We start from the raw sequence: 20,170 nt of genomic DNA, 5'->3' as shown, positions 1-20,170 counted from the left end.
GTGTGAAGAATGGATTTGTAGGTTCTACACGCACTATTCCTTCATCTGTTGGCGTCATGTTCATGTTATGTAAGAGATAGTCAACTCCTTGCCTTGTGAGGACAACGCGGATGGTTCCTGTTCCATCCGAACCCGTTCCATCCGAACCATTAGTTGGATCATGTCGTCTGTCCCAGAAACGCATATAAGGATCTTCTGACCTTGCCGCGGCTTCGGCGAGATAGAGCTCGTCGCGAGCATCAGGCGACATATTAATCTCCAGCAGAACTCCATTTATTGTTCCGTACACTTGTGGCGCGCCGTCATTATCGTGCCCTTCATCATCAATAACAGAGTCGTCGATGGAGTATTTGTCGTGTTGTTCGTATTCTGCAATAATTCGCGCGATATCTCTTTTCATGGGTCTCTCCCTCCGTTGTGGGTTTTCTTCTTGGCGTTATTGTTTTTATATGTTTTGTTAGTATGGCAGGTCATTACCCTCCGTTATGAAGTGGTTGAGGTCGTACTCGTCTCCTTCCCTTGCTTGTGCGAGTGCTTGGGAGGCGCGGAAGAGTTGGTGGGATGGGATGTCTAGGTCTGATGCGACGTATATTTCGGGTTGGTCTGGGTTGTTGCATTCCCCTGCTTTCTTTTTCTGATGGTGCATCCTGTCTAGTAAGATGCGTACCAAGGGGAGCTTGAGGTAGGTATCTGCGCATCGTGGGTAAAGATCTTGTATGACAACGGTTCCTTCTTCGAGTTGCTGCTCTCCGTAGCTGCCCCACACCACGTCTGCTAGTTTTCCTGTATTGAGGAGGTAGGTTGCTGCTGTCGTGAAGCGTCCCTTGCTCTCGTCTTCGAAAATGCCGCGTGTCCCCATTGATTGTTCTAAGATGGTGTCAATTGCTGCCAGGGTGTAAAAAACGTGTCGCGGCAGAAAGTAGGTTGTTTTTGTGTTGCCTACCGTGCCTGTGACCTCTCGGTAGGCGGTGATATCTGGTTCGTTGGTGATGTATGCTTTGTCAGCGCAATGGGCCTCGAGCGTTCCTTCTATTTGGACAAGCGCGTCTTGTTCTTCTTGCCAGCGTGCGAAATCGATGACGTCCGCTAGGTTGCCTGGTGGCTTCGCCGGCGTGTGCTTGCCTGTTTTCTTTTGTCTTGGCGGGTTTGGAAAAGGGACGACGTCTCCCACGGTGGTGCTCCTTTTTTTCAAAATACTTCGGTTGCTTTCCAAGCAAACCATTTTAGTTACTTCTATTTAGTAGTTAAAAAATTGTTTTCTATTTATAAGTTTTTTGGTTGGTGGGGGGTTCGCCAAAATCCTAGAAAGCCTGTCAAGAGCCGATCTCAGAAGCGACACCTCCCTTCTTCTCCTTCTTGAAACACCCTCCAGCGTTTCAAGCACGCGGCTCATCAAAAACTGCGTCCAAGGGTGAGGGAGGAGCGCCGGGTACGCCTTCACTCTTCTACAACACACGCGAGTGCGTCCCCCGTATGAAGCTCGATTGCTGTCGCCTTCGTAACCCCTTTGACATCGTCGATGACGCGGGAAAGGTCAATCGGGGTTGTTATGATGAGCTTCGCCACCGGTTTTCCCAGACTGATGCGGCGCTCAGCTTTGAACTTGCGAACGTGTGCAATGATGCGAGCCGCGGCATCGCCCGCCTCCTTCGCTTGTTTCGCATCCGAGAGCGAGATCTTGTCAGGCCAGGAGGAAACATGAATGCTTTCAACGCCTTCCTCTCGTGCAAAGCGAAGGCTGTAGATTTCTTCAGTGACGTGGGGCATGATGGGCGCAAGGAGCTTGAGCACGGCTTTTAGCACTGTCGAAAGCGTGTATTGGGCGGAGGTTCTTGCTTCCTTTCCTCGAACGTCAGGGTTGTAGATGCGATCCTTGCAAAGTTCCAAGTAATTGTCACAGAACGTTTGCCAAAAGAACTTTTCAACCTCGAGCCTGCACTTGCTAAACTCGTACTGATCAAAATACTTCGTTGCTTCCGCTATGACGTCGTTGAGGTTTGCAATGACCCACGCGTCCATTGCTTCGAGCGCTGCGGGACGAGCACCGTCAAAGTCGTTGAGGTGGGAGAGGACGAATTTGCTTGCGTTCCAAAGCTTTCGTATAAGCTTTTGCCCGGAGACAAGGTCTTTTTCCATGTAGGGAAGGTCGTCGCCGAGTTTGACTCCTGCCGCCCACCAGCGTAGCGCGTCGGCACAAAAGCGCTGCATAACGTCCTGAGGCTTGATGACATTGCCTTTGCTCTTGCTCATTTTGCGCCCCTTCGGGTCAAGGACGTGGCCGGAGATAACAATATCCTTCCACGGCGGCTTGCCCTGGTGATAGAGCCCTTTGACGATGGTGTAAAACGCCCATGTTCTGATGATGTCGTGGGCTTGGGGGCGAACACTCATGGGATACAAGTGCATCCTGCTTGCAGCAGCATCCCGTTCGGCCCAGCCAAGAACGAGTTGGGGAGTGCAGCTGCTCGTGTTCCACGTATCCATGACGTCTTCTTCAGGCGTGAGGCCCTCCCTGGGCGGCGGCGTGGTGAGCGGGTCAACAGGCAGATCTTCTTCGCGGGGGATGACGACCTCGCCGTCTTTCCCGTACCAGACGGGGAACGGAACCCCGTAGGAGCGCTGGCGTGAGATGCACCAATCCCAGTTAAGGTTTTTCACCCAGTGAACGTATCGAGCCTTCATGTGAGCAGGGTACCACGTAATTTCGTCGGCTGCCTTGAGGAGGTCGTCTTTTCGGTCGAGGATTTTAATGAACCATTGCGGCGTTTTGAGGTATTCGACCTCGGTTCCGCACCGCTCGTGGACGTTCACCGCGTGCACAATCGTTTCCTGCTTGCGCAAACGCCCTTCTTTGCGGAGGTCTTCGAGAATCTTCGTGCGGGTTTCTTGGATGGTGAGACCTTCGTACCTCCCTGCGAGGTTGTTGAGTTTGCCTTCTTTGGTGAAGACGATGCGAAGGTCGAGGCCGTAGCGGTGCCACTTGTCGATGTCTTCTTTGTCGCCGAACGTGCAGACCATCATCAACCCCGTTCCTTTGTCTTTTTCAACGGACTCGTCGAAAAGGACAGGGACTGAGTAGTTGAAAAGGGGGACGGTGACGCGTTTCCCTGCAAGGTGTTGGTAGCGCTTGTCTTCGGGGTGCGCGAAGACAGCCACGCAGGCGGGAAGGAGTTCTGGACGCGTCGTTGCTATAACGAGTTCTTCGCCATCCTCAGCGGTGAATACTATATCATTAAAGGAGCTCTTGAGTTCCACATTTTCGAACTCTGCTTGGGCTATGGCTGTTTTGCAGTGCGGGCACCACGAAACGGGCGTTTCTGCTCGGTAGACGAGGCCTTTTTTGTAGAGGTCGATGAAGGATTTTTGTGCGGTTCTCTGAGCGTCAGTGTCGATGGTGCTGTAGGGTTTTGCGAAGTCACAGCTCATCCCGAGGCGAATCCAGTCTTGGGTGAAGAGGGGTTGTTGCTCCTTGACAAATTCGAGACAGAGCTTGCGAAACGCGTCGCGGGCCATGCTGGTTGCCTTGATGTTTTTCTTCTTTTCCACAAGGCGTTCGGTGGGAAGGCCGTTGTCATCAGTCCCCCACGGGTAGAGGACGTTTTTGCCGCGCATGCGTTGGTAGCGAACGAAGCAGTCTTGCTGTGCGTAGCTGAGGGCGTGGCCGAGGTGCATATCGCCGCTCATAGTCGGCGGTGGCGTGTCAACGCTGAAGACCGGCTTTGCCGGGTCTTCTTTGAAGGTGTAAATGCCTGTTTCTTGCCAGTGCTTCTGCCAGCGTTCCTCTGCTTCGTGCGCGTCGTATTGCGGGGGGAACGCTGTATCCTTGTTCCGTTGTTCAACACTCATTTTTACTTCGAATCCTCAAAAGGCTTACTCGCTGCAAGCCCGCGTTGGACTCTGCAAAAGCCCTCTCTGCAAACACCCTCCTAAAAAAAAAACTTCCCCTGTGGAGAGGTTTTTTGAGGAAGAGAAACTCGTCTTTGGTTTTTATATGTTCTGGCTGGGCGCTAGGCGCGGTCGTCCCCGTGTAGGTTGCAATCTTCCTGCCATCATCTGCCCTGCGCGCTGAGGGGGGTTGCTTAGGGGGGCGGCGTCACGGCACAGAAGTGGGTGGCGTTACTATGCCATTATCGAGGTTTCTGCTTTGCTTGAGCGATGTCTTGCTTGAGCAGTGTAGAGAGAATGGCCCGTGCTAGCGGGAGGGCTTCTTCTCGTATAAAAAACGAAACGTCGGGGTGGTTGCTGATGATGAGCTCTACGTTGACGCCTCGCTGCGCCAAGGCATTGCCTATCACGGCGAGAACGCCGGGGGTGTCGTACGTCTTCTTGGCGAGGCGGATGCGAATTTCGCTGAGGCGTTCAATGATGCTCACGACTCTTTTCCGAGGTAGTGCTGTAAGGAGGAGTTGAGCGCGTTTGGCAGGAAGAATGGCAGTATACTTTGCAGGGCCTTTGAGGAGTCGGAGGTTGATTTTGCTGCCGAGCACACCTGCATTAAAGAGTATTTGTAAGTCTGTTGTTGGAGGGCCTGGCTTCCACGTGATGGCTGAAAGGTCGGTGTGCAGGGTTGTTGTGGCGCGAGAAAGCTTTTGGAGGGCGTTTTTCGAGTAGTCGTGCTTTCGTGTTTGCAAAGACTCCTTCGCGCCTGTGAGGTGCTGCCCTGCTTGTGCTGCCTTTGTGGAAAGGCGGGACAGGAACTCTTTTATGGTGAGAAATGAAAAAGAGAAAACAGGCTGTTTCGGGAGAGTTTTCTGCGCGTTGCTCGCTTTCCCGCGCTTGTGGGGTGTTCGCACCCTCTCCTGCTTGTTCTTTTTCGGCGCGATGTTCCTTTTCCTCGCTGCCAGCAAAGGAAGGGGGCTTGTTGTTTTGCTCGTGCAGTCGTAATCGCTTGTTGGGGGAGTAACAAGGTTAGGGAAGGTTTGGAGGAGTATTGCTTCGAGCAAAACGGACTCCGAACACGTTTACAAAAAAAGTGCTTGCGAAGGAAAAACGCCTCCTCGCATTCATTCCCCCATTCATTCCCCTCTTCAAATTTTGCTGGTGTCGTTTTTAAGTACGTTTTTAAGTACATTTAAGTAAGCGCTTTGAATTTATAAATTTTCGCGTGTTTGGCCGCTTCTTTTCTTTTTTCTCTTTTCTTTTTTCTTTTATTTTTGCAGGTTGGCGAGGCACAAAACACTTAAATAGGTCAAATAACTCGAGAAGGATGAATCGAGCAAGGAGGCGTTTGTTGGGCTCCTGTGCTGATGTTGTGCACTGCTAAGGCGAACAAGGGGTTGTTTAAAGCAAAGTGCTAGGTTGACGGGGAGGTCACAAGAGGCAGGTATGAATTCACGGATTATTTTTCAGGCGACATGGTTGTTGGTATTTTCATTCTTAGCCTTTCTTCTCCTCTTCTTCATCCTCACCATCATTGAAGTCCTCATTATTGGGCGTTACGTAGGGTTGAGCGCGGTTTTCATGATTGTGCTCGTGCTCCTCATCATTGCAGTCGTTCTCTACAAAGAGCAGTCCTTCGTGAAAGCGCACTATTTTCGCCGTGAACTGGAAACCCGGCGGGGAAGGCGCAAGAGATCGTAAGCGCAAGGCCGTGATGATTTGCGGGAGGGGGAGTCGTTGTGGGTTTTGCTGAAGAAAAAGCGGTTGCGCTGAGGCGGATGTGTGAATTTGACAGGAGCGACAAGGGGTCTGTTGACGAGCCAATTCGCGAATGTTTAGCTGTGCTGAATAAGCACGCCTCATTCTACACAACAAGCAGTTGCTCGGGGAGGATTGTGCTGTTGGACGTTCCAGAAAGTGGGAAGAAGCACGAGGCAAGGTTTCTTTTGCGTTGCCACGACGAAGTCGATCCCGAGGACGTGAAGCGGTGCGTTGCTGAGGCGTCTTCAGAGGGGTTGCTTTGGTTGCGGTTTCAGCCTGCAATTCTGCACCTCTGCGCTAGGACGATCGAGGATGCGCAGCGGTTCATTGACGTGGTCAGGCCGTTGGGGTTTAAGCGTTGCGGCATTTTTTCTTTGAAAGAGGAGCGGTTGATGATTGAAATGATTGGCCCTGAAGAGTTGGCCGTTCCTATTGCGGATAGGGAGCAGGTCTGGGTTGAGCATGGCTTGTTGGAGCGGTTCGTCGCTGTGGCAAATGCCATGATGCGCAGGAATAAGAAAAGGCTTGAGCAAGTAACTGCTGCGGTGAAGCAGCTTTGAAGGCAAGGCGCAGAGCAGTGCTCAACGCTTCTCTTGATAGCGGGGAGTGTGTGCTGGAGAACGTGCTGTGGCGTGCTGAAGGGCTAGAGCAAGATTCGTCTTGGCAAGGGGTTTTTGTTTAGGTTGGTCCAGGTGGAGGGGGCTGCGTGCCTTGTTCTTCGTCAAGGTGGGCGAGAACGTCTCGCACAACGTTTTTGCGCCACCCTTGATTTACTAAAATAGCAAGGATTTCTTTGTCAGTGTACCCTTGCTTTCGGAGCTTGGCCGCGAAGGGTATGATCTCCTCTGCTACGCTGTATTGCTCGGCAAGTTCTGCTCGCTCTGCTTCTTTGGCCTTCTGTTTCTGCGCTGTTTTTCCCTTTCGTAAGCGCTCGTAGTAGAGCCACGCCCACACGACAGCGGCGACAGCTAGCAAGACGATGAGAAGGTCGATTATTCGACTTAACACGTCTGTCGTGGGCGTGGTGCTTTCAGGTGCTTGCAGAGTCTCGTCGTGCTCTTGAGACGGTTTTGCTTGCTCATTCCTTATTGCTTGCTGGGTGTCTTCGGGGCGTTCTGAGCGTTCTCTGAGCTTTTGCAGGTCTTGGAGCGTTTGGGCTGCCGCAAAAGAAGCAGCCGTTATCGCGACCAGCAGGACCAGGAGAACGAAAAGGGCGGCTAATCTAGAAAAGGAGGGTTGCGGGGAGTTAGTGACGTTATCGATCTTTTTTGGTAGCCTGCTGAGCTTGCCAGGAGGAGTGAGGGTCACGGTAGTCGTTTGCTATTTTTTCTTTTTTAAATCTTTCTTTGTAGTTGCTTGGTGCTTGCCCGTGAGTGGTGAGCGCCCCGTTTGTTTTTTTGCCAGGTTTTACGTTGAGCACGGAAACGTGAAGCGTGTTGCTCGGGGGAGGAGGGGCCGGGGGCTCGAAATGTTTAAATAACAAAGCGAAGTTATCTGAACGAAAGGAGACTGAACTGATTGAAGGTCGAAAGTGGTTAGATGAGCACGTGATTCTTGTGCAGGGGAGGGTTATTGATGTCGCTGGCAGAAGAAGGAGCTGATGCCGTTCAAGGCAACCGTCGCGCTGGGTTTTTGTTGTTCGTTACGGCGTTGCTCGTTTCTTTTTTTGTTCTCCTCGTTCCTTTCAGTTACGCGTTAGAGGTCGGAATTTCTTCTCCTGACGACGGGGATGTTCTTCAGGCAGAGGAAGTCATGGTGGTTGCCTTTGCAAGCGAGAAGGCTTCGTGCGAGTTGTTTGTTGAAGAGAGCAAGGAAGGCGGCGTGGTTGAGCACATGGCCGTCGGGGAAGAGGATTGGAAGAGAGGCGGTGACGGGTTCGAGGTGGAGTGGCTTGTTGCGCCTTTGAAGAACGGCGAGTACGCTGCTCGTGTTCTTTGTGATAGCGTAGGCGCTTCGGCTTCGTTCAAGATTGAGGACGCCAAACCGCCAAGGTTTTCTCGGTCTTCACCCCAGTTACTGCGTGTCGAAGGCGTTACTGCACGTATTAGGGTTGAAGTTGACGAGCCTTCCCGTTTCACCCTTCTGCTCAGTAAGCGGGAGGAGGCGGCTGATGCCATGGAACGATCGGTGAGTTCAGATGGCTTCTCGACCGAGGCGGAATTGGAAGTTGACGGGTTGGATCCTCGTTCTTTGTATTGGTTCCGCGTGGAGGCGTGCGACGTGAACGGGCAGTGTTCCGTGAGTTCGCCCTTCACATTCCAAACCAGGAACGCTATTTCCCAAGAAACGTTAGAAATGAACGCCCAGATTTCTTTTCTTGACAGCGATGCTCTTGTTTCTGTTGAGCATGGGTGGGGGCGCGTTGGCGAGGGCGAGCGTGTTTCAATAGTGGTCGAAGACTCCTTGACAGCAATTCGTGAAGTGGTGTTAACGTTTCGCGAAGCCGCCAGTGGTGTGAAGCTGTACGTGCAGACAACAAAGAAGAAGCCCGCTGGGATGAAGACTCCTTCTTTTGACGTTCTTGAGTTTTGGCGAATCAGTGGCAAGAGTCTTGAGGACGCTTCCAAAGTGGTTGCTTTTCGAGCTCCTAAGAAATGGGCGAGGGAAAACGACTTGAGCGAAACAACGTGGGTGGTGTACCGCTATTCGGATGAGGGTTGGAAGAAGGAAGGGGTGGTTCAGGATCGTGAGGATAGGCATTTTGTGTATGCGCGCGCATTTCTTAGTGATGCGGGGTGGTTTGCTCTCGGTGCCTTGAAGAAAGAAGACGAAAGCTTGTCTGAAAGAGGGGTGGGCGGAGCTGTTGATGAAGGTCTCGTTGATGAAGCTCCTCGCGGAGTGCAAAACGCGTCTGAGGAGGAAGAGCACGCAAACGAATCTGCTTCAGTGCTAGCAGAGGGGGGGAGCGAGACGGAAGCGGAGACGAGTTTAGGTGGCGTGACGGGACGTGTCGTTGCGCAGGAAGAGATCGATGGGCGTAGAGGAGCAGGGGAGCAGCAGGTAGGCTTGAGTGTTCCTTTGCTTGTGCTTGCGTTCGTCGTTGTTGGTTCCTTGCTGGCCGGAGCGTATTTTTTCTTCTCGGACATGGTGAAGCTCAGGCACGGCTTTGACACGTCAGGCGAGTTTGACATCGGCAAGAGCGAGTACGAGGAGAGGATGGAGCAGATGGAAGAGTTCATTGCGAAGGCCGCTGCACGAGGGCTTTCCAGGGACGTGATTCGGGAAAAGCTCGTTTCTGCCGGGTGGAACGAGCACGAGGTCGAGCACTTGATTGACCGTTACTTGTTGTGAAGGAGGGGTGCAGGCATGTCGCGTGAGCGAGTTGCGTGTTTGCTGAAGACCGCTCGGGCGTGACGCCGAGCGTTAGTTAATTAGGATGGTTTTCTGCTTTGTTGAGGTTTTCGGAGCGTTTGCTTGATGAGTTCTTGAGCCGTCGTTTTTACTCTGTCTTCATATTCGTACTTTTTTTCTCCTTCATGCTGGTCTTCACTGAGCGCGTGGAGAAGCGATTTTGCAAGGGAGATTTCGTCTTCCTTGGTGAGCCCTACCGTGGAGAGGTTTCCAAACGATCCTTTATGCTCTGTCAGGACTTGTTCTTCAACTTCTCCAGCTGATTTGCTCGTGACGGTGATGGCTTCGAATGCTTTGCTGGTGAGCTTGACCGTGTTCTTCGCTACATGGTACGCGCCTTTTTGAATGAGTTCGTGAATGATGTTTGAGAAGGGTATGTCTGCTGGGCTTCCCGAGTGGAGGGTTCCTTCGATCCTGAGAAGGATGATTGCGTCGGTCGGATCTATGGTGGAGAGGCGTTCTCGTATGTCTTGCTCGACGCCGGCGGGGTCTTTGCCTTCTGCGTCGATAGTTAATGCCGTAACGTTTTTGATTTTGTGAGGGATGCGGTGTAGCTTCCAGTCTTCGACGATGCAGAAGCTTCCTTGCTTGAGCGTTTCCAACTCTCTGAAGGTTGCGGGGAAGAGGGGGCCGGGGTAGACGACATTGCGATACCCGGGAAGAGTGGTGTCTTTGACGATGTGAACGTGCCCTCCTGCGTAGTAGTCGAAGCCTTTGGGAAGGAAGGAGATGGGCGCTGAGTCCATTTGAGCAAGCTCCGCTGGTTTTAGTTCGGTGATTGCTGAGTGGAACATGAAGATTTTCTTGCCGGGTTCTTCTTCAAGAGCTGCGCGGTCGAGGTCTTCGTAGTAATGCTTTTCCAACGCGCCGCGTTTGCCTATCATCCCTGTTATTTTCACGCCGGTTTTTTTGTCGATGGTAAATGAGAGTTTGAGCTTGCCGTCTTGCACGCTTCCTTTGACGACGTTGGTGAGGAGTTCTGCTTCGTCGAGTATGTCAAGCATGGTTTTGCCGCTTGGGCTGAAGTCGTGGCTTCCTGGAATGCAGTAGACCGGAACGTTTTGTGCTTTGCATTCTTTGAGTTTGATTATGACTTGTTTGAGGTGGTCAATGTTAGGGAGTGCTGTGTTGAAGAGGTCGCCGGAGAAGAGGATGAAGGCGACGTGTCTTGCGAGGCAGAAATCGATTGCTTTGTTGAATGCGTCAATCGTGAGGGTGTTGAATTTTTGCTCTCGCCAAGCGCCAATATGAAGGTCTGCGAGGTGGGCGAAAACGAGGGGTTCTGTCATGGGGCTTGGTGCCTCTTTGATGGTTTTTCGTTGATCACCGCTCTTTTGTTTCGAAAGCGGTTTTTCGTTATGCACGTAGTGCTTTTTTCTTCATTTTTTGCCTTTTTTTCTTGTGGTTCGGTGCTCCTTGTTGTTTATTGTTGAGTCTTGATTCCTGCAAATGCTTTCTTGACACTCTTAGCAGGGGCGTGTTGTTGCGTTGTTGATGCCGCGTAGTGTGGAAAGTAGGGTATGGCAACTGGAATGGCGAATTTGGTGAAGTTGCTGGTTATTATTGCTTCTCCTTTGTCAAGAGAGGCGATGGCCCTGTCGTCCTTGCTGAGGTCTTGGGCTGCGCTCTCAATGATAGCTTGGCGTTCTGGCTTCATTTCCGTTCCTAAGATGATTTTCGTGTTCATGTTTGCAAGAATTTGGCGGGGAATGAGGGAGGGGAGTTGGGTGATTGCGACAATACCGAGGTTGAACTTTCGCCCTTCTCTTGCAATGGTGCTGAATATGTTTGGTCCTTGTTCGAGGACTTCTTTGCCGAGGACGCGGGGGGCTTCTTCCAAGACTATTACTGCAACAGGCTTTTCTTCTAGAGCTCCTCTCGCTTTGTGGCGCTTGTATGACGCAAATAGGGCGGAAGCGAACATGCTGCCGATGAGTATTTCTTGTGCGCCGCTGAAGCTGCTTGTGTCGATGACAACGATGGATCCTTCTTCAATACGGGAGAGGACGTCGCGTATGGTGGTTGTTCCTGAATGGAAGCTGAAAGGGCTTGCTGAGGTTGTTGGCGTGTTGTTTTTGTAGGTGATGCCGAGCGTGTTGATAAGTCTTCTCCTGACAACAGCGGCGGTTTCTTCTCGAAAAACAACTTGTTGATCGAGTTCTTCTGCTTTGATGATGGCCTCGATCCAGTGTTCTTTGAATTTTTTGTAGTATGCTGTAATGCATTCTTTTTGGGCGGTGCTCCAGGAGAGTGCTCCGTCGAAGTGTTCGGGGCGGATGAGTGACGTGTGGATCGTGAGCGTTGGTTGGCCGGGGGACGGGTTTGGGGAGTAGTGGGCGATTTTGTTCTTGTTGGGGTGGTTGCTGAGGGCGTGGGATCCTCGGTAGTATTCGTCGTGAGGGTCCAAGACAAGAACTCCTGCGTAGTTTTCGCTCGCCAAGTTCCAGAGTATGACTTTCATGAGGTTGCTCTTGCCTCTTCCTGTCGTTGCGGGTATGAGAATATGGTGGGTGAGTGTTTCTCTCCCTGGGAGGTTGATGGGTATGTCGAGTTGTTTGGATCCTGATCGGAGGTTGCCGACGAAGAGGGGGTTTGGGGGGGTGGTGAAGACGAGGTCTTCTTCTTGGACATCGCGGAGGTGGGAGAAGAAAGCAGGAAGGGTTTTTGCGGTTCGGATTGTTCTTCCTTTCAGCGTCGCGAGGGCTTTGATGAAGGCGAGGGTGTAGGTTCGTTCGTGTGGTTCGAGGAATTCCATGCTTGCTTGGTGTTCTTCGAGGTTCATGCCGCTGATGAGTTCGAGGTTTTGTTGGCTGAGCTGCGACCCGAAGAGGAGGTCGTAGACTTGGAAGAGGATGCGTTGTTCCGGTGTTTCTGCGATGAGAAGTTCCCCGATTTCTAGCGTCGTGGTTGATTTTTGTCGTGCAAGTATTTCTCCGAATTTTCCGCCGATTATGATGCCTTTGGTTTGGGTGTTGTTTTTTTTGCCTGTCATGTTTTCGTGCAGTCTGGGCAGTCAGTTTGTGCAGTCAATTGCGTTGCTCGAGCCACGCTTGTTCTTCAGGGGTGATGTCAAGGTTGTCTGCGAGGTGTTTTTTCTCTGCGTGTGTTGCGTGCTGGTACGTAAGGCGAAAGTAAGGAAGCGTTTCTTGGAGGGCGCGCTTCGTGCTTGTGTGGGTCGCGTCGGCGAGTTTGCTTGCGATAGCCTGTTTTTTGAAGTTTTTTTGCTTGGCCATCCATTGTTTGAGGATGCGTTTGGGTTCTTGGTAGGCGTTGGTGGCTTGGTAGCGTTCTTGCTTTGCGAGGGCGATGCCTGCTGAAAGGAGGATGTAGCAATAGACGTAGAAGCGGTAGTGTTGCCATCGTTTGATGCGGCCAAAGAAGCGGTCTGCAAGGGCAAGTGCGTGATATGCTTTTGCGATGTCTTCAGGACGGGTGTATTCTCTGGGGAGGTTTTCATCCATCCAAAGGAAGATTTTGTCGAGATCTTCGTTCACCTCGTCGAATGCTCCGAGAGCGACGTTCGCCTGCGTTGTTTTGAAGACGCGTAGGAGGGCGTGAAGCATGGTTTCTGTCCGGTCGCGTTGGGCGATGATGTCGAGCAGGCTCGTGTCCAGCGTTCCTGAAGCGCAGAGGACTTGGAGGTCGTTGACTGCTGAGCGTACGTCCCCGTTCGAGCGTCTCGCGAGTGTTTTGAGGGCTTCTTTCGGGGCTGTGATGTTTTCTTGTCGGCAGATGTACTCCAAGTGAGCCGTGATGGTATTGGTGTCAACAGGGGGGAAGAGGACGGTGGTTGTTTGTTTGCGGATTGGCTTGAGTTTTTGAGGTGAAAGGTCGTTGGTCGTGAGAATAATGGGGTGTTTTGATTGTTTGATGAGTTCTGCAACGGCTAGCGCCCCGCCTCTATCTTTGTTTCCTGCCAGGCCATCGATTTCATCGATGAGTATGATCTTTCCGGTCCCGAAGATGCTCATGGACTTGCTTGCTTGGCCGACAATGGTAAACAGTTGGTCTTTGTTGCGCGTGTCTGACGCGTTGACTTCGAGAATTTCCCTTGAGTGTTCGGTTGCGATGGCGTGGACGGTTGCCGTCTTGCCGCTCCCGGTTGGGCCTGCTAGGAGAAGGGCTTTTCCTCCTGGTTTGTATGCTTGGATGTAGGTTTCAACCTTCTTGACCGCTTCCTCTTGACCTATAACGTCCTTAGTCGTTCTTGGCTGGTATTTGAAAATCCAAGGTTCCTTCGCGAGGGATGCCTTTTCATGCCCGGTCCTGGCTTCCTTGCGTTCTCGTTGGTGTTCCGCGCCCTTCATCGTTATTCTGTTTTTTTCTTGTAATGTGTGGTGAATTCGGTGATTTTGTTGGAATGGGTGCTGAGGGAGGAGTTCTTTGCTTAAGAAGGTTTTGGGGAGGGTGTTTTGGAGGTGAGACGCTTTTTGCTTCGACGTAAGATTTAAATAGGGGCGTGGGCGAAGGTAAGGGTATGCGGCGATTTTTACGGAAGGTTGAGCAAGAAGAGTTGCAGTATCGGCTGGGTAACGATCGTGCGGCGAGTATTGAGGAGTTGAAGTTCTTGTTGGAGCGCATGAGCGAGGAAGAGGTAAACGAGCAGTTTCACAGTGAGGGGAACTTTTTCGCGCCGTGGGTCGAGCAGGTTATTGGTGACAGTGAGCTCGCCGCTGATCTCGCCCCGCTTCGTCAAAAAGAAGATGTTGTGCGCGCCTTGGCCCACCGTATTTTCATGATTAATGCATTGACAGAGGAGGGGGGAGGGGTGTCCTCCGTTCTTCCTAAGCCGTCTTCGAAGAAATCTGCGGTTGCTGCTGAGAAGAAGCGTTTGCCTAAGCGCAAGCGCGCATCGTCCGTGACGAAAAAAAAGAGGGCTTCAGGGAAGAAGCGGGGTAAAGCAGGAGAGGAGAAACAAAGCGGCCAAGTTGAGAATCTGAAAAAGCAAGCTTCTGCTTCGAAAAAGAAGCAGAGCGTTGTGAAGGTCATGAGTGACGAGTTCAACGCGTACAAGCAAGAGCTCATTGCACGCATTCTCAAAGATGCCGATCCTTCGCTAAAAAAGCGCATTCGTTCTTTTCAACGAAAGGCTAAGTAGGTGTTTGTTGGGCGCGTGCTTTGTTGATTTTTTTGTTGTTCTTCGTGCCGTGTCGGGATTCAAAGAAACGTTATTTCTACGTCAAGGGCGTCCTTGGTCGGGTATTCTTCTACGACGGCTGCGACGAGGCCGAGGTGGCGAAGCGCGGGGACGAGCCGCTTTGCTGTTTTTTCAGGGCAGATGATGCGCGGCTTGTTTTCATCAATGATGAGCGTTGCGGGGTTGATGCGGTGCTGGGCTGTTATGCGTGCTTTGATGCGGTGAAGATGTGCGAGGGCTTCTTTTCGGTGTTTGGCAAGGCGTTCTCGGTATCGGGTTCCTGGGACGAGCGTGTCAGGGTAGAGAACGCCTCGCTTGAGCATGCCGTCCTCTGTGATAGTGTCAAACGGGTGTTTCACGCTTTGTGCCCTGAGCAGGAGACGTTTTCGCATTTGCACGGCGTCTTTGAAGCGGGAAGGGCAGAAGTGGATGGTGAGGGGAGGGGTGAGTTTTTCTTGTTTGCAGTAGTCTATGATGCGTAAGGCAGTGGCTCTGGATCCTTCTATCGCGTGGGTGGTTCCGGGGAGTTTTCTGAGTCCTTGTTTGGCGAGTGCTTGCGCGTTCGTTTCGCTGGTTTCGAGTTCGTTGAGGTTGACAAAGGACACGTGGTCTTTGGCGTATGTGATGAGGCGTCGGATTGTTTCTTCTTTCCCGGGCAGTGCGGGTATTTCAATTCCGAACGTCCAGGAATAGCGAGAACCGTTGGGGATGCGCTCCCAGAGGGTGGTGCTTTCAAGGTCGGGGTGGATTCGGATTTCATCAAGCCCTGCTTCAAAGAGGGGTTGGAGCAGTTTGGGTATGAAGAGGTTGAGGCTGGTGTAGAGATGGATGTGAAAGTCGGGGCCGAAGGCTTGCTTGCAGGCGGTAATGAGAGAAGTTGTGCGCTCAATGCGCATGAGTGGATCTCCACCGGTGATGCCGAGGCCTCGTGATTGGCAGAGCGTTATTTCTTGGATGATATCTTCTGTATTTTTTGTTTCCCATTCGTTGATGGCGGTGATATCTTTTTTGTTTTTCTCTTCAGAAAGGGGGCAGTAGAAGCAGGCTCGCGGGCAGAGCCCGGTGACATAGAGAACACTTTTTCTGCCTTGGGCACAGAGAACGCATCCTTTGGGGAGTGGCCCGGTGGTTATCGTTTCCGTGAACGTCGCTGCAAGGGAGGGCGCCTGCGTCGTTGAGGAGAGGGGTGTTTGCGGAGGTCGGAGTTGTTTTTGTGCGCACATGGCTTTTGGATTCTGATTCTTGTTTTAAAGGCTTCCATAAAGTTTTTATACTGGTTTTGTTGGGTTGATTGTTTAAGGTTTTTTGAGTTAGTGCCCCTTGCCTTCTTTTGCGGCGTCGCAGGGGCGAGGGAGCACTCTCCCGGATTCGTGGTGATTGCGTATAGACCTACACGACACGTACGTAGTGGCGCTGGCTGAGAGGCTGAGAGGTCAGTATCGCGAAATCTACACGCATTGTCCTCTGTTTTCTCGAGGGAAGCGTCCTAGGATGCTTGCGGAGATTGACGTTATTGGTATTAAGGATGATGAAGTGCATATTTTTGAGGTGAAGTGCTCTGCCCGGCAAGTGAAAGCGGCGAGGCAGCTTCGAAAAATTAGGGCGTTGCTTGCAAAGCAGTGGGGAGGGGAGGGGAAGGTGTTGCGTTTGTTTTTTGTGAATGGCGAATCGGGCGTTATTAGCGCGGTTCTTTAGCCCGTTTTCGGGGTTGTTTGTGTTTTGTTGGTATTGGTTGCGGGATGGTTATAGTGAATGTTGTCCCTTTGCCCGGGGTTGACGCTACGGTTATGGTTCCTCGGTGAAGGTCCACGATTTCTTTTACAATGGCGAGGCCTAGTCCTGTGCCTTTCTGTGTTCTGGTGAGGTGATGTCCTGACTGGAAGAACTTGTCAAAGAGGTGGGGGAGGTCTTGCTTGGGGATCCCGACGCCAGTGTCTTTGATTTTGATTTCTATGCTGTTCTTGGAAGCCGCAGGTGCAGAAGCTTTTTTTCTTGTTGAAGAACGCCTCGCAGAGATGGTTATTGCTCCTCCTTCTGGCGTGAACTTTATCGCGTTGCTGTAGAGGTTTTGGATGAGGTGCTTGAAAAGGTCGGGATCTACGTGGGCTTTCAGCGTTTTTGGTGCGCGGATTGAGAGGGTGAGCTGTTTGGATTCTGCAAGGGCGGGAGGGGCGGCTGCGGCGATGAGTTCTTTGATTGCTACCAGTTTGGGCTTGAGTTTCATCTTTCCTTGTTCGAGTTTTCTTATGTCGAGGAGGTCGTTGACAAGTTCTGATAACCTGGAGGTTTCTTGTTGAAGGACCGAGAGGAAGCGCTTGCCTTCGTTGGTCGTGTGGTTTTGCAAGAACTTTGTGTAGAGGGTTATGGTGGTGAGGGGTGTGCGGAACTCGTGGCTGACAAGGTCAAGGAACTCTTCTTTGAGCTTTCCTATTTCTTTTTCTTTTTCGTACAGAGTGGTTGCTTTCGCGAGGCGTTCACGGAGTGATGCTTTGTCTACCAGTCTGAGATAAACGACTCGGAAGAGAAGAAGGGTTGCTAGGAGGGGGAGGGGGTGTGCAACGATGAGCAGTCTTTGTGCCTGCGACTCGAAAAATAGGACGTTGATAATTATGAGCAAGGGCTTGAGGGAGAGCAAGAGAAATGCGAGTGCGATTGAAAACGCGTATTTACCGTAGTGCTGTTTGCTTTGTGCGACGATGATGACTGCTTGGAGCGCGAAGATTGCTGTGAAGGTTTCGAAAAAGAAGGTGAGCGTGTTGGAGGTGAGGGCGAGTTGTTCTGTCGCAACGGCGAGTATGTGGAGGACGGCGCTGACGAGAAAAACGAAGGTGAGTTCGGCGAGTGTTTTTCTGTTGAGTATTGTGCGCGCCGTTTGGGGGTTGATGAAAGCATTCGTGATGAGGACGACGCCAGCTAGCTTGAGCGTGTTGATAATGCCAATAGTCATGGCGTAGTAGGATGGATTGTTAGCGAAGACGTGTATGGCAAGGGTTGCTGCTTGGAGGGTCGCTCCTAGAAAAAACGCTGTGAAGGAGAGGATGAGGCGTTTGAGGAATATTTTTTGCTCTGTCCTCCGCAGTTCACTGAGGAGCATGTAGGTGATGAGGAAGAACAAGACAGTTTCAATAGTTGAGATGAAAAGGAGTCCTGCATTGGTTGCGAGAAACGCGTTGGTGCGGTGGTACGTGGTGAGGAGGTCGTGCAGAATCATGCTTGGTTGAGGACTTGGCGCACGACATGGAGAAGCTCAATATCTTCGAATGGTTTCATGATGTAGTCGTCGGCTCCGAGTTCTAACCCTTGTGCTTCGTCTCGTTCTTGGTTCTTTGCTGTGACCATGACGACCTTTGTTTTCTTGAGGTTTTCATCAGATTTTATGTGTTTGCAGAGGGTGAAACCGTCCATGGCGGGCATCATGACATCTAGGATGGCGAGGTCTGGCTTGAGGGTTTTGATAAGGCCGAGCCCTTCTTTTCCGTCGTGAGCGACGTGGACGTCGTAGTGCTCTTCAAGAATCATTTTCTCAGCAAGTGCGATGTTGGCATCGTCTTCGACGATGACTACAGTTGGTTTCACGTGACCACCCCCGGAGTGCTCAAGGCTTTCGTTGCTTCAAATATGGGTGTTGTATTTAAGTTTTGTGGCGTTGCAAGGAGCTTTTGCCAGTGCTGAGCGTTTTTCTTTTAAGAGTTCTTAGCGTTTGTTTTTTCTCGAGAGGGCTTCCTGGGTGCCTTGTTTTTCTTTGCTTCCTTTCCTGGCTTTTGTTTTCCTTGCGGTCTCGCTTGGCTCGTTATTTGTTTCCTCGTGAATTGGTGGTAGGTTTTGATGAGGCAGTCGAAGAGTTGGAGAGGGGTGATGATTCCGAGGTACCTGTTGGTCTCAGTGACGGGAAGCCGGCGAAATCCTTGCTTGAGCATGACCCTGTTGGCTTCGAAGATGTCTGTTTCGGGGCGGATGGTGACGACGGGGCTGTTCATGATGTTTTTGCAGAGGAAGCGAGAGAACTCTGCGCCATACTTGTAGAATTCGGAGATGAAGTCTCTTTCGGTAATAATGCCTTTGAGAATAAAGTCGTCGGGTGGCCTGACAAGGAGGCTTCCTGAGGGGCTGGTCAGGAGGAGGCGTCTTGCTTGGAGGAGCGGGGTGTCGTAGTCTACCCAGATTGCGGGAGCAAAGGTGAAGTCTTTGACTTTGGGGAGGATGTCGATGTTCTCGATAAGGTCGTTGTAATGTCTATCGATTCGTTCTGCGATGGCTTGGAGGGAGACGACGCCGAGGTTGTTGTTAGGGAGCCTGACGAGCGTTTCGGTGTGTTGGTGTTGGACCGCGCTTTCCATGGCTTCGTGGAGTGTTGCCTCGTTTGCTAGAATAGGCGGTACGGGCTCCATGCAGGACTTGACAGGGAGGTTGAGAAAGTTTTTGTTGAACGCGCGTTCTTCAAGGAAGGCCTTCTCGCGCAGGATGCCGAGGGGCTTGTTTTTGTCGAGAACAAGGAGAAAGGAATTTCCTCGTTCAATCATGCGTTTGAGGGCGATGTTGAGCGGGGCTGTCGGGAGGATTTCTTGCGGGTCTTGGGAGAGGAGGTTGCCCAGGTTGGTTTGAAGAATGTCTTGAAGAGCAAGGTAGAGTTTTCGCTGTTGTTTGCGCAGGAGGTATTGTTTGAAAAAGGCGGTGATGCTCATGGGTTGTTTTGTTCGCGTTATTTTTTGGGCGGTTGGTCTTTTTCGGTCTTGAAGAGGGGAAGGAATATTTAAAAGTTTGGAGTGTCTTCTGAGAAGGCATGCTCATCGGTATTGTTGGGAAGCCGAGTTGTGGAAAGTCGACGTTTTTTAAGGCGGCAACGCTTGCTGAGGTTGAAATCGCGAATTATCCTTTCACAACGATCAAGCCTAATCGGGCGGTTGGGTTCGTGAGGGTGGAGGATCCTGCTCGGGCGTTTGGGAAGGTGAGCAATCCTCGAACAGGTTTTGTTGCAGGTCCGTTTCGCTTTGTTCCGGTTGATTTAATTGACGTGGCAGGCCTCGTTCCGGGGGCGCATCAGGGAGAGGGAATGGGTTTGCAGTTTTTGAATGATTTAAACCAGGCTGATGCGTTGGTCCACGTTGTTGACGCCTCCGGTTCTACAAACGAGAAAGGAGAGTTCGTGGGTGTTGGGGGTTATGATCCTCTTGAGGATGTGCGGTTCTTGGATCGAGAATTGGATTTTTGGTTCTTGAGCATTTTGAAGAAGGGGTGGGAAAAGTTTGCGAGGAGTGTTCAGCAAACGCGTGGGGATATTGTCAAGGCGCTTGCAAAGCAGTTGTCCGGCGTTGGTGTTGACGAAGAGTTAGTGAAGGAGGCGCTTGAAACAGCGGCTTTGTTGACGGTTCCTCCGCTTGAGTGGACGGAGGAGGCCTTGTTTGGTTTGGCCAAGTTTTTACGGCGAAAAACAAAGCCTATGCTCATTGCAGCGAACAAGGCAGACATGCCCGGGGCGTTGGAGCAAGTAGAACGGCTGAGGGCTGCTTTTCCGGATGTGTTGATTATTCCTTGTTCTGCAGAGTCTGAGTTGGCGCTGCGCGAGGCGGCTAAGCAAGGGTTGATTGAGTACATTCCGGGGGAGCGGGAGTTTGTTGTGAAGAATGAGGCGGGGCTTTCAGATCGGCAAAGGTCTGCTTTGGCGTTCATTCGCGAGAAGGTGCTTGGCGTTCTTGGTTCGACAGGGGTGCAGGACGTGCTTAACCAAGCAGTTTTTACTTTATTGAAGAGAAAGGCAGTGTTTCCTGGCGGGGTGGGAAAGCTTGAGGATAGCGAAGGCAGGGTGCTTCCTGATTGTTTTTTGATGGAGGAAGGAGCGACGGCGCTTGATTTTGCTTACCGGTTGCATTCCGATTTCGGGAATAATTTTATTAAGGCGATTAATGTGAGGACGAAGCTTCCTGTGGGGAAAGATCATGTGCTTGAGAACGGCGACATTATTGAGATTATGGCGAGGAAGTAGGGTTGTTTGAGAGGTTTTGTTGTTGTGGGACGTTGTGAAAGCGAGTATGTTGTGGAGTGTGT

18 protein-coding genes are annotated in these 20,170 nt (G+C 51.5%); 6 read left to right on the top strand and 12 right to left on the bottom strand.

From position 1 onward, the window contains the following. From D6783_04235 to D6783_04220, 4 genes are all read right to left on the bottom strand, one after another. Window positions 1–400: hypothetical protein (locus D6783_04235; protein RME52636.1), on the bottom strand; the 400-nt coding region annotated here is incomplete at its 3' end. Between the two features lie 57 nt (window positions 401–457). Further along, window positions 458–1,222: a hypothetical protein gene (locus D6783_04230; GenBank protein ID RME52635.1), complete on the bottom strand. Its 765-nt coding sequence runs from the start codon at window positions 1,220–1,222 to the stop codon at window positions 458–460. 215 nt (window positions 1,223–1,437) lie between these two features. Next, window positions 1,438–3,846 carry a valine--tRNA ligase gene (locus D6783_04225; GenBank protein RME52634.1) on the bottom strand — a complete coding sequence of 803 codons (2,409 nt, stop codon included), beginning with the start codon at window positions 3,844–3,846 and terminating at the stop codon, window positions 1,438–1,440. 281 nt (window positions 3,847–4,127) lie between these two features. After that, a complete protein-coding gene (locus D6783_04220; protein RME52633.1) occupies window positions 4,128–4,943 on the bottom strand; it encodes a hypothetical protein in 816 nt (271 codons plus the stop codon). Between the two features lie 382 nt (window positions 4,944–5,325). On the opposite strand from D6783_04220, the gene D6783_04215 reads away from it, so the two are divergent. Both D6783_04215 and D6783_04210 read left to right on the top strand, forming a co-directional pair. Next, window positions 5,326–5,580 carry a hypothetical protein gene (locus D6783_04215; GenBank protein ID RME52632.1) on the top strand — a complete coding sequence of 85 codons (255 nt, stop codon included), beginning with the start codon at window positions 5,326–5,328 and terminating at the stop codon, window positions 5,578–5,580. 77 nt (window positions 5,581–5,657) lie between these two features. Continuing rightward, window positions 5,658–6,200, top strand: coding sequence for a hypothetical protein (locus D6783_04210; GenBank protein ID RME52631.1), 543 nt, complete (start codon window positions 5,658–5,660; stop codon window positions 6,198–6,200). 118 nt (window positions 6,201–6,318) lie between these two features. On the opposite strand, the gene D6783_04205 is transcribed toward D6783_04210, so the two are convergent. Next, window positions 6,319–6,948 (bottom strand): hypothetical protein, encoded by a 630-nt coding sequence (locus D6783_04205; protein RME52630.1) that lies wholly within the window; start codon window positions 6,946–6,948, stop codon window positions 6,319–6,321. A gap of 267 nt (window positions 6,949–7,215) precedes the next feature. On the opposite strand from D6783_04205, the gene D6783_04200 reads away from it, so the two are divergent. Next, entirely contained in the window at window positions 7,216–8,931 is a 1,716-nt protein-coding gene (locus tag D6783_04200; GenBank protein RME52629.1) for a PGF-pre-PGF domain-containing protein, read from the top strand. A gap of 80 nt (window positions 8,932–9,011) precedes the next feature. Here the strand turns inward: D6783_04200 and D6783_04195 are convergent, their stop codons facing one another. From D6783_04195 to D6783_04185, 3 genes are read right to left on the bottom strand one after another with little or no spacing between them, the layout of a single operon-like run. After that, complete coding sequence (locus D6783_04195) at window positions 9,012–10,355, bottom strand: DNA repair exonuclease (GenBank protein RME52628.1); 1,344 nt, start codon at window positions 10,353–10,355, stop codon at window positions 9,012–9,014. 59 nt (window positions 10,356–10,414) lie between these two features. After that, on the bottom strand, window positions 10,415–11,983 hold the full coding sequence (locus D6783_04190) for an ATP-binding protein (protein RME52627.1): 1,569 nt from the start codon (window positions 11,981–11,983) through the stop codon (window positions 10,415–10,417). 34 nt (window positions 11,984–12,017) lie between these two features. After that, window positions 12,018–13,298: a replication factor C large subunit gene (locus D6783_04185; GenBank protein ID RME52626.1), complete on the bottom strand. Its 1,281-nt coding sequence runs from the start codon at window positions 13,296–13,298 to the stop codon at window positions 12,018–12,020. Window positions 13,299–13,450: 152 nt separating this feature from the next. On the opposite strand from D6783_04185, the gene D6783_04180 reads away from it, so the two are divergent. Next, window positions 13,451–14,089, top strand: a complete 639-nt coding sequence (locus D6783_04180) for a hypothetical protein (protein ID RME52625.1) — start codon at window positions 13,451–13,453, stop codon at window positions 14,087–14,089. Between the two features lie 59 nt (window positions 14,090–14,148). Here D6783_04180 and D6783_04175 read toward each other — a convergent pair whose 3' ends face one another. Continuing rightward, window positions 14,149–15,351: a radical SAM protein gene (locus D6783_04175; protein ID RME52624.1), complete on the bottom strand. Its 1,203-nt coding sequence runs from the start codon at window positions 15,349–15,351 to the stop codon at window positions 14,149–14,151. 268 nt (window positions 15,352–15,619) lie between these two features. On the opposite strand from D6783_04175, the gene D6783_04170 reads away from it, so the two are divergent. Continuing rightward, a complete protein-coding gene (locus D6783_04170) occupies window positions 15,620–15,823 on the top strand; it encodes a hypothetical protein (GenBank protein ID RME52623.1) in 204 nt (67 codons plus the stop codon). On the opposite strand, the gene D6783_04165 is transcribed toward D6783_04170, so the two are convergent. From D6783_04165 to D6783_04155, 3 genes are all read right to left on the bottom strand, one after another. Beyond that, window positions 15,807–17,339: a sensor histidine kinase gene (locus D6783_04165; protein ID RME52622.1), complete on the bottom strand. Its 1,533-nt coding sequence runs from the start codon at window positions 17,337–17,339 to the stop codon at window positions 15,807–15,809. The two genes, D6783_04170 and D6783_04165, sit on opposite strands and share 17 nt — an antisense overlap. Then, window positions 17,336–17,704, bottom strand: coding sequence for a response regulator (locus D6783_04160; protein ID RME52621.1), 369 nt, complete (start codon window positions 17,702–17,704; stop codon window positions 17,336–17,338). Before D6783_04160 ends, D6783_04165 begins: the two co-directional genes overlap by 4 nt. A 107-nt stretch (window positions 17,705–17,811) precedes the next feature. Beyond that, window positions 17,812–18,810, bottom strand: coding sequence for a CBS domain-containing protein (locus D6783_04155; GenBank protein RME52620.1), 999 nt, complete (start codon window positions 18,808–18,810; stop codon window positions 17,812–17,814). 98 nt (window positions 18,811–18,908) lie between these two features. Here D6783_04155 and ychF point away from each other — a divergent pair, with 98 nt between their 5' ends. After that, entirely contained in the window at window positions 18,909–20,108 is a 1,200-nt protein-coding gene (gene ychF / locus D6783_04150; GenBank protein RME52619.1) for a redox-regulated ATPase YchF, read from the top strand. Window positions 20,109–20,170 lie beyond the last annotated feature (62 nt).

The organism is Candidatus Woesearchaeota archaeon (genome assembly GCA_003694805.1).
Classification (GTDB): domain Archaea; phylum Nanobdellota; class Nanobdellia; order Woesearchaeales; family J110; genus J110.
The sequence above is the reverse complement of the archived record's forward strand: the minus strand, read 5'-3'. Positions and strand labels throughout refer to the sequence as shown.